The 14,088-nt window shown below is 63.1% G+C and carries 15 protein-coding genes; 8 read left to right on the top strand and 7 right to left on the bottom strand.

The annotated features are described in order from the left end of the window. The first annotated feature begins 199 nt into the window (after positions 1-199). Positions 200-1,252, top strand: a complete 1,053-nt coding sequence (locus tag CO664_RS21725) for a GH25 family lysozyme (protein WP_037421114.1) — start codon at positions 200-202, stop codon at positions 1,250-1,252. Positions 1,253-1,274: 22 nt separating this feature from the next. Here CO664_RS21725 and CO664_RS21720 read toward each other — a convergent pair whose 3' ends face one another. The 3 genes from CO664_RS21720 to CO664_RS21710 all read right to left on the bottom strand — a co-directional run bounded on the left by CO664_RS21720 (position 1,275) and on the right by CO664_RS21710 (position 4,498). Beyond that, a complete protein-coding gene (locus tag CO664_RS21720) occupies positions 1,275-2,171 on the bottom strand; it encodes an SMP-30/gluconolactonase/LRE family protein (RefSeq protein ID WP_097539869.1) in 897 nt (298 codons plus the stop codon). 337 nt (positions 2,172-2,508) lie between these two features. Continuing rightward, positions 2,509-3,540: an L-idonate 5-dehydrogenase gene (locus CO664_RS21715; protein WP_037421120.1), complete on the bottom strand. Its 1,032-nt coding sequence runs from the start codon at positions 3,538-3,540 to the stop codon at positions 2,509-2,511. A 10-nt stretch (positions 3,541-3,550) separates the two neighbouring features. Then, a complete protein-coding gene (locus tag CO664_RS21710; protein ID WP_037421123.1) occupies positions 3,551-4,498 on the bottom strand; it encodes a 2-hydroxyacid dehydrogenase in 948 nt (315 codons plus the stop codon). Positions 4,499-4,585: 87 nt separating this feature from the next. Between CO664_RS21710 and CO664_RS21705 the strand changes: the two genes are divergently transcribed. The 4 genes from CO664_RS21705 to CO664_RS21690 are packed head-to-tail and all read left to right on the top strand — an operon-like array spanning position 4,586 to position 7,059. Then, complete coding sequence (locus tag CO664_RS21705; protein ID WP_097539868.1) at positions 4,586-5,341, top strand: SDR family oxidoreductase; 756 nt, start codon at positions 4,586-4,588, stop codon at positions 5,339-5,341. Then, a complete protein-coding gene (locus CO664_RS21700) occupies positions 5,310-5,846 on the top strand; it encodes a gluconokinase (protein WP_097539867.1) in 537 nt (178 codons plus the stop codon). The genes CO664_RS21705 and CO664_RS21700 overlap by 32 nt, the downstream gene beginning before the upstream one ends. Then, positions 5,843-6,730 (top strand): NAD(P)-dependent oxidoreductase, encoded by an 888-nt coding sequence (locus tag CO664_RS21695; protein ID WP_097539866.1) that lies wholly within the window; start codon positions 5,843-5,845, stop codon positions 6,728-6,730. Before CO664_RS21700 ends, CO664_RS21695 begins: the two co-directional genes overlap by 4 nt. Further along, entirely contained in the window at positions 6,727-7,059 is a 333-nt protein-coding gene (locus CO664_RS21690) for a hypothetical protein (protein ID WP_037421134.1), read from the top strand. The genes CO664_RS21695 and CO664_RS21690 overlap by 4 nt, the downstream gene beginning before the upstream one ends. 55 nt (positions 7,060-7,114) lie before the next feature. Here the strand turns inward: CO664_RS21690 and CO664_RS21685 are convergent, their stop codons facing one another. After that, positions 7,115-7,927 (bottom strand): oxidoreductase, encoded by an 813-nt coding sequence (locus CO664_RS21685; protein ID WP_097539865.1) that lies wholly within the window; start codon positions 7,925-7,927, stop codon positions 7,115-7,117. 89 nt (positions 7,928-8,016) lie between these two features. Here CO664_RS21685 and CO664_RS21680 point away from each other — a divergent pair, with 89 nt between their 5' ends. Together CO664_RS21680 and CO664_RS21675 are read left to right on the top strand one after the other, a co-directional pair. After that, complete coding sequence (locus CO664_RS21680; protein ID WP_097539864.1) at positions 8,017-8,448, top strand: helix-turn-helix domain-containing protein; 432 nt, start codon at positions 8,017-8,019, stop codon at positions 8,446-8,448. A gap of 233 nt (positions 8,449-8,681) precedes the next feature. Continuing rightward, the gene (locus CO664_RS21675; protein WP_176536644.1) at positions 8,682-9,698 is read left to right on the top strand and encodes a LacI family DNA-binding transcriptional regulator; all 1,017 of its coding nucleotides are present in this window, start codon (positions 8,682-8,684) and stop codon (positions 9,696-9,698) included. Positions 9,699-9,817: 119 nt separating this feature from the next. Here the strand turns inward: CO664_RS21675 and CO664_RS21670 are convergent, their stop codons facing one another. Next, entirely contained in the window at positions 9,818-10,462 is a 645-nt protein-coding gene (locus CO664_RS21670; protein WP_037421146.1) for a helix-turn-helix domain-containing protein, read from the bottom strand. A gap of 141 nt (positions 10,463-10,603) precedes the next feature. Further along, positions 10,604-10,882 carry a hypothetical protein gene (locus tag CO664_RS21665; RefSeq protein WP_097526901.1) on the bottom strand — a complete coding sequence of 93 codons (279 nt, stop codon included), beginning with the start codon at positions 10,880-10,882 and terminating at the stop codon, positions 10,604-10,606. A 147-nt stretch (positions 10,883-11,029) separates the two neighbouring features. On the opposite strand from CO664_RS21665, the gene CO664_RS21660 reads away from it, so the two are divergent. Then, complete coding sequence (locus tag CO664_RS21660; protein ID WP_097539862.1) at positions 11,030-12,784, top strand: hypothetical protein; 1,755 nt, start codon at positions 11,030-11,032, stop codon at positions 12,782-12,784. Here the strand turns inward: CO664_RS21660 and CO664_RS21655 are convergent. Beyond that, the gene (locus CO664_RS21655; RefSeq protein ID WP_097539861.1) at positions 12,767-13,912 is read right to left on the bottom strand and encodes an AI-2E family transporter; all 1,146 of its coding nucleotides are present in this window, start codon (positions 13,910-13,912) and stop codon (positions 12,767-12,769) included. The genes CO664_RS21660 and CO664_RS21655 overlap by 18 nt on opposite strands. Between the last annotated feature and the right edge of the window lie 176 nt (positions 13,913-14,088).

Genomic DNA, 14,088 nt, shown 5'->3' with positions numbered 1-14,088 from the left:
ATTTCGGCTCTCCACCCGAAGCGGGAGTGAACGTCATGTATCGAGCGTTGGATGTTCACTGCCGAATATAGAGGCGCGCTTTGAACCGCCCCGTTAAGTTCGGATTCAATCTTTGTTGGTAATTTCCCGTTAGCACTTCCGATCAGTCGCGACGGCACCATGCTCCCGCCGTCGACAATGTTCTGCGTACGGGTCTCCAATGCATTTGTCGGCTGCGCCAGCAATCGTCCTCACCTGCCTTGTTCTTTCGGGCTGCGCTTCCAGTTCCGGTCCGGAAACGGTCTTGTCGCCACGGCCGTCGCGGGAAGTGACGAGTTCGGTCGCTCCGCCTGCCGCGCCTGTGGTTTCGGTGCCCGGCCCGGTTCCGTCCGGCGATGTCGGCCTGGCCGAAGCGGCAAGCGAGCCGCCGGAAGAGCTCGCCTGGGCCGGCCAGGTGCCGCAGCCGGAAGCCTTCACGACGATGGAGAGCGAAGCCGGCATGCCCGTTCCGATGGAGCGGCCAATCGCAATGGTCGTTCCCGACAATCCCGCCATGGAGGAGGCGCCGCGCACCCGGTCGCGCGTCTACAGCCATCGTTTCCGCGACGCCAAGCCGATCAATTTTGGCAAGCGGTCGCCGAGGAAGATGGCCGTGCACGGCGTCGACGTGTCGCGCTGGCAGGGGAATATCGACTGGGAGAAGCTCCGGACTCAAGGCGCGAACTTCGCCTATATCAAGGCGACCGACGGCGGCGACCATCTCGACCCGATGTTCAAGAAAAACTGGCGCCGGGCCGAGCAAGCCGGGATCAAGCGCGGCGCCTACCATTTCTTCTACTGGTGCAGGACGGCCGGCGAACAGGCCGACTGGTTCATCCGCAACGTGCCGCGCGAGGCCAATGCCCTGCCGCCGGTCATCGACGTCGAATACAACGGCGAATCGAGCTGCAAGCGGCGCCTTTCACCCGAGCGGGTGCGGGAGAAGATGCAGGTCTTCATGGACAAGTTGGAGCGGCATTACGGCCAGCGCCCGGTCATCTACACCGCGCCGGATTTCTATCGCGACAATCTGAGGAACGCGTTCCCCAACCATCCCTTCTGGCTGCGCTCTGTCGCCGCCCATCCGTCGAAGGTCTATCCGGGCCGCAAGTGGCTGTTCTGGCAATATTCCGGCTCCGGCCTGTCGCACGGCGTCGACGGCCGCATCGACCTCAATGTTTTCCACGGCAGCGAGGCCGAATGGCACCGCTGGACGGCGGGGAGTTCGACCTGACGGGCGCGGGCAGCGTCCCGTATCAGGGATGCTGCACGCCTTTGCGGTTGAGCGCGATCGTATAGACGCTGGTCGTCGCCGTGATGAACAGCTGATGCTTGGCGCGGCCGCCGAAGCAGATGTTCGAGACCCGTTCCGGCACGAGGATCTTGCCCATCAGATGTCCGTCCGGGGCGATGCAATGCACGCCGTCGCCGGCCGAGGACCAGAGGTTCCCGTCGCTGTCGACGCGAATCCCGTCTGCGGCGCCGGGCGTGATCGCGTGGAACACCTCGCCGCCCGAAAGCGCGCCATCGGCGCCGACGTCGAAGGCGCGGATATGCTGCGGGTCCGAGGAGAACATGCGGCCCGTGTCGGCGACGTAGAGCCGGGTCTCGTCCGGGCTGAAGGCGAGGCCGTTCGGGCAGTTGAAATCCGTCAGGACCGCCTCGATCGAACCGGATGGGCGAACCCGGTAAACCTGGCAAGGCAGTTCCTGCTCGGCGCGGAAGCCCTCGTAGTCGGTCATGATCCCGTAATGCGGATCGGTGAACCAGATCGAACCGTCCGACGTCACCACGACATCATTGGGCGAATTCAACCGCTTGCCCTGGTAGCTGTCGGCAATGACCGTGATCGATCCGTCGAGCTCCGTCCGCGTCACGCGCCGCGTGCCGTGCTCGCAGCTGACGAGCCGCCCCTCGCGGTCGCGCGTATGGCCGTTGGCATAGTTCGAGGGGCTGCGGAACGTCGAGATGCCGACCCCCGGCAAAAAGCGGAGGATGCGGTTATTGGGGATGTCGGAGAAGAGCAGGCAGCCGGCGTCGCCGAACCAGACCGGCCCTTCGACCCAGTCGAAGCCTGTCGCGATCTGCTTGAGAGGGGCATTGCCCATGACAAAGGACTTGAAGCTGGGGTCGACCGCCTCGAAGAACGACATTCCGATTTTCCTCCCGATTTTCGCCTGCGGTTTCCTCGCAGCCGAGTGTTGCATCGATACAGAGTGCTATAGCACCTGGGTCGGCCAGCGTACGGCGCTTCACTTCAATCCTCATTCCTGTGCTTGTCACAGGTGCCAGCCAGCCAAGTCCTTGGCTGAAAGAGTCAGCCGCGCCGCAGACGCGGCGCTGCTGGATCCCTGTGACAAGCACAGGTATGAGGGCGGAGGGAATCAGCCAAGCTCCATTCCCTATGATCGTGTGCCACGACATCTGGCGGCGGCGCATCTTCCGGTTGCCCGCAGATTGCCTCGCCGTCGCGGCGACGGCAAGCGTCCGTCAGGAAAAGGCGATCTGCGCCTTCATCGCCTGGCTGCGGTCGCTCGCCAGTTCGAAGGCGCTGACTGCGTCCGCAAGCGGCACCGTGTGGGTGATCAGCGGCTTGACGTCGATCAGTCCCTTCTGCATCAGCCCGACGCCGGTCGCGAACTCCTCGTGGAAGCGGAAGGAGCCGCGCAGATCGAGCTCCTTGGCGGTGATCGCCATCATCGGCAGGCTCATGTCGCCGCCGAGCCCGAGCTGGATGATGATGCCGCGCGGGCGAAGCGCGGCGATGCCGGCGGCAAGCGCTGGTGCTGCACCGGAGCACTCATAAAGGACATCGAAACGGCCCTTGTCAGCGCCGTAGGGAGCGAGCGCATCCGGCTCGCTCTTCATGTTGATGACCCGATCGGCGCCGGCTTTCTTCGCGAGCGCCAGGGTGAAGTCGGACAGGTCGGTGGCGACGATCTCGGCCGCGCCGGCGCGGCGCGCCGCGAGGATCGCAAGCACCCCGATCGGTCCGCAGCCGGTGACGAGAACCCGCTTGCCGAGCACTTCTCCGACCCGCCGCGTCGCATGCAGCGCCACCGCCAACGGTTCGGCGAGCGCCGCCTCGCCCGGCGTCAGACCCTCGGCTGGCACGCATTGGATTGCATCGGCGACAAGCACCTCGCGGAAGGCGCCCTGGATATGCGGGAACGGCATGGCGCTGCCGTAGAAGCGCATGTTGAGGCACTGGTTGTGAAGCCCCTCCTGGCAATAGCGGCAGGTCCGGCAGGGCCGCGACGGCGATACGGCGACGAGCTGGCCTGTCTTCAGACCGTCGACGCCAGGTCCCAGCGCTTCCACATAAGCCGAGACCTCGTGGCCGAGGATCATCGGCTCGCGCAGCCGCACGGTGCCGAAACCGCCATGATTGTAATAATGCAGGTCGCTGCCGCAGACGCCGCCGACGGCAAGGCGAAGCTGGACTTCGCCCGCGCCGGGCGCCTCGACGGCCCGCTCCTCGATGCGCAGGTCCTTTGCGCCGCGAACGACGATCGCTTTCATCGGAGGCTCCTTACAATACAGGCGTCAGCAGCGGCTGGCCGGCGAAATGTGCGGCGAGATTGTCGCGCACCAGCTTACCCATGGCCTTCCGCGTCTCGATCGTACCGGAGGCATGGTGCGGCTGAAGCAGGACGTTGTCGAGGGTTAGAAAACGGGGGTTCAGCGCCGGCTCGCCTTCGAAGACATCGAGCGCCGCCGAACCGAGCGTGCGGTTTTCCAGCGCTTCCACAAGCGCCTCCTCGTCGATGTTGGAGGCGCGGGAAATATTGACCAGCATGCCCTCGGGGCCGAGCGCGGCGATTACCTCTCGGCCGACGATATGGCGGGTCGCGGCCGAGGCGGCGAGCGTCACGAACAGGAAGTCCGAGCGGGCGGCAAGCGCCACCGGGTCGGCGACAAATTCCCATTCGGATGCGTAGGACTTCGCCTCGACGTCGGAATAGGCAATGTCCATGTCGAAGCCCTTGAGGCGCTTGGCGACCTCGTAACCGATCCGGCCGAGGCCGAGCACGCCGGCGCGCCGGCCCCAGACGCGACGCTTCAGCGGATAGAGGCCCTGTGTCGCCCAGCTGCCGTCCTTCACCCAGCTTTCCGCGCCGATCATTCCGCGCGACAGGCAGAGCATCATCGCGACGCCGAGATCGGCGACGTCGTTGGTGAGCACGTCGGGCGTGTTGGTGACGCGCACACCGCGCTCGCGGCAGGCGGCAAGGTCGACCGCATCGAAGCCGACGCCATAGACGGATATCACTTCGAGCCCCGGGCAGGCCTCGATCATCGCACGGGTTGCGCCGAGTTCGCCACGGGTGGCGATCGCCTTCACGCTCGGCCCGACCTCGGCCAGGAAGCGCGTCTTGTCGACGGCATCGAAATAGCGGTGCACGGTGAAGGCGTCGTTCAGCGGCACCTCGTCCCACTCCGGATAGGGGCCGACCTGGAGAATATGCGGCTTGTTCAATTCAGAAACTCCGTCCCTTGACATTGAATGTTATCGATAACATAAACAGATGAATTCGAGTTGTCGAGACGAAATGCGGGAGGAAAAATGGCCCTTGAACTGTTCGATCTGAAAGGCCGGCGGGCGCTTGTCACCGGCTCTTCGCAGGGCATCGGCTTTGCGCTGGCCCGCGGCCTCGCCGCTGCGGGGGCAGAAGTCGTCCTCAACGGGCGGGATGAGACAAAGCTCGCCGAAGCCACCGCCTGCATTGCCGGCGCTAAAAAACTCGCCTTCGACGCCACCGACCACGGAGCCGCGCGAAGTGCCGTCGACGGTTTCGAGGCCGAGGTCGGGCCGATCGACGTCCTCGTCAACAACGCCGGCATGCAGCACCGCACGCCGCTCGAGGAATTCCCCGCCGACGCCTTCGAGAAGCTGCTCAGGACCAATATTTCAACGGTTTTTAATGTCGGCCAGGCGGTGGCGCGGCACATGATCAAGCGAGGCGCCGGCAAGATCATCAACATCGCCAGCGTCCAGACTGCCCTTGCCCGCCCGAGCATCGCCCCCTACACCGCCACCAAGGGCGCGGTCGGCAATCTCACCAAGGGCATGGCGACCGACTGGGCGAAATACGGCCTGCAGTGCAATGCGATCGCGCCGGGCTATTTCGATACGCCGCTCAACGCCGCCCTGGTCGCCGATCCGGACTTCTCGGCCTGGCTCGAAAAACGTACGCCCGCTGGCCGCTGGGGCAAGGTGGAGGAGCTGGTCGGCGCCTGCATCTTCCTCGCCTCGGATGCTTCCTCTTTCGTGAACGGACACGTGCTCTATGTCGACGGCGGCATCACCGCATCTCTCTGATATCCCGCAGCGCATGGTGCTGATGGGGGTCGCCGGCTGTGGCAAGTCCTCGGTCGGCGCCGCACTCGCCACGCGCCTCGGCGCCGTCTATTTCGACGGCGACGACCTGCATCCGGCGGCAAACATCGCCAAGATGAGCCAGGGCATCCCGCTTCAGGACGAGGACCGCTGGCCATGGCTGACCCGTGTCGGCGAGGCGCTTGCCGCCGGAACGGGCCCCACGATCATCGGCTGTTCGGCGCTGAAGCGCGCCTACCGGCAACATATTGAAAATACAGCCGGCGGGCCGGTCACCTTCATCCATCTCGCCGGAACGGTCGAGGTGATCGAGAGGCGGATGAAGGAGCGGCAGGGCCATTTCATGCCAGCGGCGCTGCTTGCCAGCCAGTTCGCGGCGCTCGAGCCGCCAGGACCGGACGAAAATGCCATCAGCGTCGATATCGACCAGCCGCTCGAGGCGGTCGTCGAGGCGATCGCTGCCCAACTGGGAGGACTGCGAGAATGACGAACAGGGTTGCGTTGATCGGTGCCGGAGCCATGGGCGGCGCCATCGGGACGAGGCTCGTCGAAACCGGCAATCAGTTGACGGTCTTCGACCTCGACCGGGCCAAAGTCCAGGAACTGGTCGACAAGGGGGCACGAGCGGCGGCGAGCGCGGCGGAAGCGGCGGCGGCATCCGATACGGTCATCCTCAGCCTCAACTCGGCGAAGATCGTCCATATCGCCGTCTTCGGCGAGACCGGCGTCGCCAAGGGCGCCAAAGCCGGAACCCTCATCATCGACATGTCCTCGATCGATCCCGAAGCCACCAAGGCGCTGGCGGCGGAAGCCGCCGAACACGGCTTGCGCTGGGTCGACAGCCCCCTTTCCGGCGGCGCGCCGAAGGCGCTCGTCGGGCAGCTGACGCTGATGGCCGGCGGCAGGGAGGAGGACGTGGCGGACGCCCATCAGGTGCTGAAGCACGTCGCCTCCAACTATACCCATATGGGGCCGTCCGGAGCCGGTCAGACCACCAAGCTGATCAACCAGGTCCTTTGCGGCCTGAATTTCCTCGCCGTCGCCGAGGCGACGCAACTGGCGCTCGACGCGGGCGTCGACGCGGCGAAGATCCCGCAGGCGCTGAAGGGCGGGAGGGCCGATAGCGCCATCCTGCAGGAATACATGCCGCGCTTCGTCGCCAGGGATTACCGGCGCACCGGCCGGATCGACAACATGGTCAAGGATCTGAACGGCGCGCAGGACCTCGCCCGCCGCACCAACACGGCCATGCCGCTCACCGCAACCTGCGCGGAAGTGCACCGGATGCTGACGGCGGCCGGCCTCGGCGGCGAGGACCAGGCTGCGCTGATGGAATATTTCAGGGGACCCAACAAGGAGACTGTCGAATGATCACCCGCTACGCGCTGTTCGAGGGAAAGGTGAAGGAGGGCGAGACAGATGCCTTCCGGGCCGCGGTGCTGGAAAACATCCTGCCGAAGTGGAAGGCCTTCCCGGGTGCGCTCGACGTGCGCGTCACCTTCGCCGAGGCGCGCGACGAAGGGGCGCCGGAGATCCCGATGATCCTGGCGATCAATTATCCGGATCTCGCAACGGTCGAGAAGGCGCTGGCGAGCCCGGCGCGGGCGGCGGCGAGAGCCGCGACCGAAGAGGTGCTGGCGCGCTTCTTCGAAGGCCGCATCCACCACCACGTCACCCAGGCGAACGAATACCGCCTCTGAGATAGTTCCGGGCGGCACCGGCGGGGCCGCCGGCACAGCGGTGCGGCGATGAAGCTCAATCGGGAAGTCTGTTGAACTTCCGAAGGCTCTTGTCGACGAAGGACTCGGGCAGGAAGCGGCGCATGAAGCGGACCTGTCCTGCCGCTTTTCCGGCGGTGTAGCGTCGTTTGGGCGATGCCGCATTAGCGGCCTTTACGACGGCTCTAGCTACCACCTCGGGTTCATCGCCCTTCGCGACGATCTCGCGCATCAGCCTCTCCGCGCCGGCGCGAGCCTTATCATAGACGGCAAGTGGCCGGTCCGGTCGCGTGATGTTCTCTTCGAAGGACGTGCGGGTCACGCCGGGCTCGACCAGCACGACGCGGATTCCCTGCGTTCGCACTTCGTGGTCGAGAGACTCCGTATAGCCTTCGATGGCGTGCTTAGTCGATGCGTAGATTGCGTTATAGGGGGCGGGGATCAGGCCGAGTATGGAACTGAGATTGACGATTCGGCCACTGCGCTGCCGCCTCATCAGGGGCAAGACCGCGTTCGTCATGCGCATGGTCCCGAATACATTCACGTCGAATACGGCCTTCGCCTGTGTCGTCGTGGATTCCTCGGCACCGCCAAGTAGCCCAATCCCGGCATTGTTGACGAGAAGATCGATCCGCCCAGCGCGGTTCAGAACCTCGTCGACGACCCGCTCTACGGATGCATCGTCGGTCACGTCGCAAACCAGCATCGTAATGCCGTCGGAGGTACCGGGCATCGGCTTTCGGCTGGTCCCGAAGACATGGTAGCCATCGCGCCGCAGCGCCTGTGCCGTCGCCAGCCCGATGCCGGAGGAAGCACCTGTAACCAGGACGATGCCGCGTTCTGTCTTCATCGGTGTCCGCTTTCATTTTGTCATGGAAGATCGATGTGCGATCAGTTACTATCAAATTCGTATCAAGTCACTACTAAAAAGATATCGACATGAAGAATTTTTCGGACCAACCTTGTCTGATCGCTCGCAGCCTGGCGCTTGTGGGGGATGCATGGAGCATGCTGATCATGCGCGATGCCCATGCCGGGCTGACCCGCTTCGATGACTTCAGAAAGAGCCTCGGCATCGCACCGACGATGCTAACGGGGCGGCTTTCGGCACTGACCGACGAGGGGCTGTTGGAGAAACGCCGCTATTCCGATCGTCCGCCACGGGACGAATATGTGCTGACGGAAGCCGGCCGCGACTTTTTGCCCGTTCTGTTTGCGATCGGCGCCTGGGGACGCAAGCACCGCGGCGGGGGTGACGTGACTCGTTTCTTCGACGCCGAGACGGGCACGGAGATCGATCCCATTACGATCGACCGCGCGACCGGAGCCCCGGTCGGAACACGTCCTATTCGCATCGCCGCACCCAGATGAGCCGCACCGCAGCAGATGATGCGCCGACCGACAACGTCTATTGAAGGCGCGCTTCCGGCGCAAAGTTGCCCCTGACGCGCCGTTGTCGAGCTGGCGGCTGCCGGCGAATTAATGCCAAATTGATTGATCCTGAACCTAGAGCGTGATGCGGACGGAATGTGGCGTGCACGAGAGGCTTGCATTCCGTCGAAAATCCGGGTGTAGTTGGATTGGTAACGATAACATGGATGTCGATGCACAATATCCGCAAGCCCCCGACGATGGCCGACGTGGCCCGGCGAACCGGTGTTTCGCCGATGACCGTTTCGCGCGCCTTCAAGCGTGACAGTTCCGTCAGCCAGGAGACCCGCGAGGCGGTGCTGCGCGCCGCGGAGGAGCTCGGCTATGTGTTCGACAGCACGGCTTCCAATCTGCGTTCGCAGCGCACCGATTTCATCGCGGTGACGATCCCGTCGATCAACAACGCCAACTTCGCCGACACGGTGCGGGCGCTTTCCGACGGGGTCTCGGAAAGAGGCCTGCAGATCCTGCTCGGCTACACCAATTACGACGTCAGTGAGGAAGAGCGGCTGATCGAGCAGCTGCTGCGGCGCAAGCCCGAAGCGATCGTGGTGACCGGCGGAAAGCATACGCCGCGGGCCCGCAAGCTTCTCTCCAATGCCGGCATCCCGGTGATCGAGACCTGGGACCTGCCCGAGGAACCGATCGGCCATGTCGTCGGCTTCTCAAACGCGCTTGCCGTCCGCGAAATGGTCGATCATTTCGTCAGCGTCGGCTATCGGAAGATCGCCTTCATCGGCGGCGACGCCGACCGAGACACGCGTGGCACCGATCGCCGCGCAGGCTTCATCGCTGCCATGAAGGATCACGGGCTCGAGGCGCCGCGCCTGATTGCCGCCGGCCCGCCGCCGATCTCCATGCGCGAAGGCGCGAACGCCATGGGGCAATTGCTCGAGCGCTTTCCGGATACCGAGGCGGTAATCTGCGTCTCCGATCTTTCCGCCTTCGGGGCGCTCACCGAATGCCAGCGTCGCGGCATCGCCGTGCCTGACAAGATCGCAATCGGCGGATTCGGTGACTACGAGATCGGCGCAATCTCCGTGCCGAGCCTCACCACGATCAACGCCTTTGCCAGCGAGATCGGCGCCAAGACGGCTGAGCTGATCCTGGATGTGCTCGACGGCAAGCTCGACCGGCCGGGCCGGGTGACGATCCGCCCCGACCTGATCCTGCGCCAGACCAGCCGGTAGCGCACAATCCTACAGCGCCGTGCGCCTTATCCGACGCACAAAAGACGCTGTAGCACTTTGGATTGCTGCATGTGTCCTCAAATGGCGTACGATTTAAGGGCACATGCAGTCGTCAGGACCTAAAGGCACAAGCGCTCAAGCATGCCATATTCCACGATCTCGATGCCGCGGGCACCGTGTAGTTTAATAATGCCCTTGTTCTTCAGTTTTGTAAGCGAACGCGAAACGGTCTCGATCGTCAACCCGAGGTAATCGGCGATGTCGACACGCGGCATGAACAATTCGAATCGATGCGAAGGACCGGAACGCTGCGACATCTCGAGCAAGAAGGCGGCGACCCTTTCGACTGCACTTTGGCGGCCGATGACGAGTTGGTGTTCCTGGGAAGATAGGAAATTCTCCAGCACCGCGGGCAAAAGCCCCTGCCAAACATGCGGATTTTTCTGGAGATTGATGCTCTTTACACCGGTGCTGCCGATCGCTTCGGCGGTGGAACGGTGCCGGCACTCGTTCTGCAGGCCAAACCAGCTCCCCCCGAAATAGAATGCAAGAATCTGTCGCCGGCCGTTCGCAAGCACACGGTACACGCGGACGGCCCCATATTCGACCCGATAGGCTTGGCCGGCAGTCTCCCCGGAAGAGTAAATGCTCTCTCCGTCTAGGAAACTGCTTAGCGGCCGCGATTCTACTTCGCCCTGATCACGAAGCCTTACGGCGACGCCACTTATTTGCCGCCCCGACGGCGCCAATACCGGACTATGCATTGTTCCACTCCCAACAATGTGCCCCTGCGCAGGACGACCTCTGCGAACGGCGAATCTTACTTGTGCTCCGCGAGCGCTGAACAACTGGACACACTGTCCCGGCTTCGGCTCTGACATCGAGGCCAAGGGCCGACCCGGAACTTAGATGAGACCCTTCGCCAGCCCGAGCGCTTGCTCGATCTCTGCCGCCAGGCTCTCTACCAGGCTCTTGAACTCCGCACGGCGTTCCTCACGAACATGGAAAGGAAGCTGGTCGGTGTGAGCAAGCGCGCTTTCAGCAGCTGCGAAGTCCTCGCACATTCCCCTGAAGCTCTCGTCACGGATCGACAACTCCCTGATCTGCAGCGAGCGCGCCGGAAATCGGCGCAGTGCCGCTGCCAGGCCGTGTTGGTCGTCGCCTTCCGCCGATCGCCTGATCATTTCGCTCCACCCCTCGAGTCCGAAATGAGATACAACTTTAATTTATCCTCTAAGTATATTGCGCTTTGCCCGGGTAAGGACGTAGAATACAGGAGCTTACAACGCCGCCGACACAATCATACGTTGTGAGCGACTTGGGGGGCGGACATGGCAATCGCGGGCCACGGTCGCGTCCGGGTCGAACCGAGTACTGCTCTACCCACTGACGCGGAAATTCGTGCACAGCTCGATCGAATTCGGCTCAGCGCCGAGTTCGATGCACCGGATCGCGCTCGAAAATTCCTTGCCTATGTCGTCGAGGAAACGGTTGCAGGCCGTTCCGACCGCATTAAGGCCTATTCGATAGCAACCGAAGTCTTTGGCCGAGACTCCTCCTTCGACGCTCAGACGGACCCGGCCGTCCGCATCGAAGCTGGCCGTATACGGCGCGCGCTCGAACGCTATTATCTGGTCGCAGGCCGCGACGATTCCATCGTTATCAAGATACCGAAGGGCGCCTATGTGCCGACATTCGAAAGGCACGTCGACGCGCATACCGAAACCTCTCTTCGCTCTTCTGCGTTTGCCGGACCGATTTCTTCAATAGAGCCCTCCCGGCAGCCATGGATGCGGGTCGGGATAGCAGCCATCGCCTTTGCCCTCGGCGGTCTTGCGGCATATGCCCTGCTTCAACCCGGCACTACAGGAAATGGCTCGAATACGGCCCGTGTCAGGCCGAACATCCCGACATTGGTCGTTCTGCCATTTGAGGATCTCTCCGCGACGCCGCAATCGGCAATGATCACGCGGGGTCTCGCCGACGAGGTCGTCGACAAGATCGCCCGGTTCAAGGAGATCGTCGTCGTCACTCGTGATAATCCGGATCACCTGCGACAAGCGACCGATGGTCCAGCTTATGCGCTGGAGGGGCGGGTCCGGCTCGATGGCGACAGGCTGCGGCTGGGGATCAGACTCATGAAGCGTTCCGACGCGTCGGTGGTGTGGGCCAACAATTACGACGAAAGCCTCGAGACGCATAAGATCATCGACCTGCAGGAGAAAGCCGCCGCTGCTGTGGCGACCGCAGTGGCACAACCATATGGCGTCGTCTTCCAGGCAAACGCCACGCAGTTCACCCAGTTCGTTCCGGACGACTGGAAAGCCTATGCCTGCACGCTCGCCTATTATGGATATCGCAGCGATTTGAACCCGCAAACGCATGCCTCGGTACAAGAATGCCTGGAGCAGGCCACCCGAGAATTCCCCAACTACGCTACGGCCTGGGCGCTTTTGTCGATGACCTACGTCGACGAGCTCCGGTTCCGCTATCGTCTCGATCGGACGTCGCCGGTCTCGCTGGAGCGGGCGATCGAGGCAGCGGTGCGCGCCGTGGAACTCGATCCGCAGGACGTGCGCGCCCTGCAGGCGCAGATGCTCACCCTCTACTTCCGGGGCGAATTCGATGCTGCCCTGGCCGTCGGAGCTCGCGCCTTTGCCATCAATCCCAACGACACCGAGCTCGCCGGCGAGTACGGTTTTCGGCTCGCCCTGTCGGGCCAATGGCGGGTCGGCTGCGCGTACCTGTCGCAAACAGTCACGAGAAATCCCGGCCCGGTCGGATATTTCGAGGCAGCCCTGGCAGTCTGCTCCTATATCGAGGGCGATTACGCGGACGCGGAGCGCTGGGCACGCTTGGCCGACCTTCGTGCCAATCCGATTTATCGGGTCATCTTGCTTGCAATTCTTGGGAAACTCGGCAAGACGGACCAGGCACACGAAGAACGAAAATGGCTCGAAGCAAACGTTCCAGGCTTCCTCGACAATATCCGAAAGGAGGTCGCCTTGCGGATTCGTCGCCCGGAGGACCAGCAGCACTTCATCGAAGGCTTGCGCGAGGCCGGCGTGTCAGTTCCGAGTAACTGACGAAAGCCGTGAAGACTCGGGCAGAGGCTTTCCTGCCGCTGAATCCGGATGCATCCACATCATCACCAGGTCGTAGAACACACTGAGAATGATCGGCCCAAGGAAGAGGCCGATCAGCCCGTAAGAGAGCGTGCCACCGAGCACCCCGAGTAGAATGACAAGCGTTGGGGTCGACAGTCCGCGCGCCACCAGGATCGGCTTCATGACGTTGTCGATGATGAGAAGCGGCATCAGCAAGAGTGTGAGCAGGATGGCCCGGCCGAAATCCATCTCCAGCCAGGCCCAGGTCATTACCGGCAGCAAGACCAGTGCGGGCCCGATTTGAACGATACAGAGGATGAGGACGACGAAGGCTATTGCGCCGGGTGCCGGAACATCGAACAGACTCAGCACCAAAGCGCAGAGAAAGGCCTGTAGCAGCGCAACGCCGATGACGCCGCGGGCGACGTTGCGGATCGTCGCCGCCGCCAGGCGCACGAAGCCGATGCCCCTGTCGCCACCCATCCTGCTGGCGAAACCCTCCGCCATTTCGGCAAGACGCTCTCCGGACCGGAAAAGAAGGCCGGCGACAAGCACTGAAATCACGAAGCCGAGCAAGTCCACGCCCAGGCTGGCGATCTTACCGAGAACTTTGCTCCCCGCGTGCAGCAGCGACGGCTCGAACTGTCTCAAAACGGTCTCGAGGTTGCCGGCCGTCATGCTCCAGGCAGCATGGATGCGCTCGCCGACGAGCGGCCAGTTGCGGACACTCTCGGGTGGTACTGGCAGTTGCAACGCACCATCGTCGAGCCTTGCGAGCAGCGCCTGGACTCCTTCCGCAAAGCTGAGGGCAATGGCCGCGAGCGGACCGACGATGATGACCAGACAGACCATCGTGATCAGGCCCGCCGCCAGCCGCGGCCAGTCACCGAGCATGGCCGAAATGGCGGAGTAGGCCGGATACAGTGCCACGCACAGGATCGCCGCCCAGACGAGAATAACCGCGAACGGCGCGATCAACGTTAGGGACCAATAGGCGAACAGCCCGATGATGCCGATCCTGGCGATCTCCGTGATCTTAGCCTCGACGGATGATCGTCCGACCATGTCGTCGCTGACCGGATTCACTCGGGATGGATCGACATCCATTTTCGCTTCTCACGGCTCCAACGCACTCCGGGAGATGCTACGCCGACTAGGGCGCCATGGCAGTAACATACCGTAGCATACGCCATTCGACGTTCCCCATCCGAGTCTCTGCTCTTACAGATAGCAATGAGAAGAGCCGGCTCCGCATCGATGCTGATGGAGAGGGCTGGCCACGG

The organism is Sinorhizobium sp. NG07B (assembly GCF_002532005.1).
GTDB classification, from domain to species: Bacteria; Pseudomonadota; Alphaproteobacteria; order Rhizobiales; family Rhizobiaceae; genus Sinorhizobium; species Sinorhizobium fredii_C.
The sequence above is the reverse complement of the archived record's forward strand: the minus strand, read 5'-3'. Positions and strand labels throughout refer to the sequence as shown.

Coding starts and splice junctions, on each gene's coding strand:
- CO664_RS21685 (WP_097539865.1), bottom strand. CDS start 7,927: ATGAAGACAGAACGCGGCATCGTCCTGGTTACAGGTGCTTCCTCCGGC.
- CO664_RS21695 (WP_097539866.1), top strand. CDS start 5,843: ATGACGAACAGGGTTGCGTTGATCGGTGCCGGAGCCATGGGCGGCGCC.
- CO664_RS21655 (WP_097539861.1), bottom strand. CDS start 13,912: ATGGATGTCGATCCATCCCGAGTGAATCCGGTCAGCGACGACATGGTC.
- CO664_RS21665 (WP_097526901.1), bottom strand. CDS start 10,882: ATGATCAGGCGATCGGCGGAAGGCGACGACCAACACGGCCTGGCAGCG.
- CO664_RS21705 (WP_097539868.1), top strand. CDS start 4,586: ATGGCCCTTGAACTGTTCGATCTGAAAGGCCGGCGGGCGCTTGTCACC.
- CO664_RS21720 (WP_097539869.1), bottom strand. CDS start 2,171: ATGTCGTTCTTCGAGGCGGTCGACCCCAGCTTCAAGTCCTTTGTCATG.
- CO664_RS21725 (WP_037421114.1), top strand. CDS start 200: ATGCATTTGTCGGCTGCGCCAGCAATCGTCCTCACCTGCCTTGTTCTT.
- CO664_RS21690 (WP_037421134.1), top strand. CDS start 6,727: ATGATCACCCGCTACGCGCTGTTCGAGGGAAAGGTGAAGGAGGGCGAG.
- CO664_RS21670 (WP_037421146.1), bottom strand. CDS start 10,462: ATGCATAGTCCGGTATTGGCGCCGTCGGGGCGGCAAATAAGTGGCGTC.
- CO664_RS21715 (WP_037421120.1), bottom strand. CDS start 3,540: ATGAAAGCGATCGTCGTTCGCGGCGCAAAGGACCTGCGCATCGAGGAG.
- CO664_RS21700 (WP_097539867.1), top strand. CDS start 5,310: ATGTCGACGGCGGCATCACCGCATCTCTCTGATATCCCGCAGCGCATG.
- CO664_RS21680 (WP_097539864.1), top strand. CDS start 8,017: ATGAAGAATTTTTCGGACCAACCTTGTCTGATCGCTCGCAGCCTGGCG.
- CO664_RS21660 (WP_097539862.1), top strand. CDS start 11,030: ATGGCAATCGCGGGCCACGGTCGCGTCCGGGTCGAACCGAGTACTGCT.
- CO664_RS21675 (WP_176536644.1), top strand. CDS start 8,682: ATGCACAATATCCGCAAGCCCCCGACGATGGCCGACGTGGCCCGGCGA.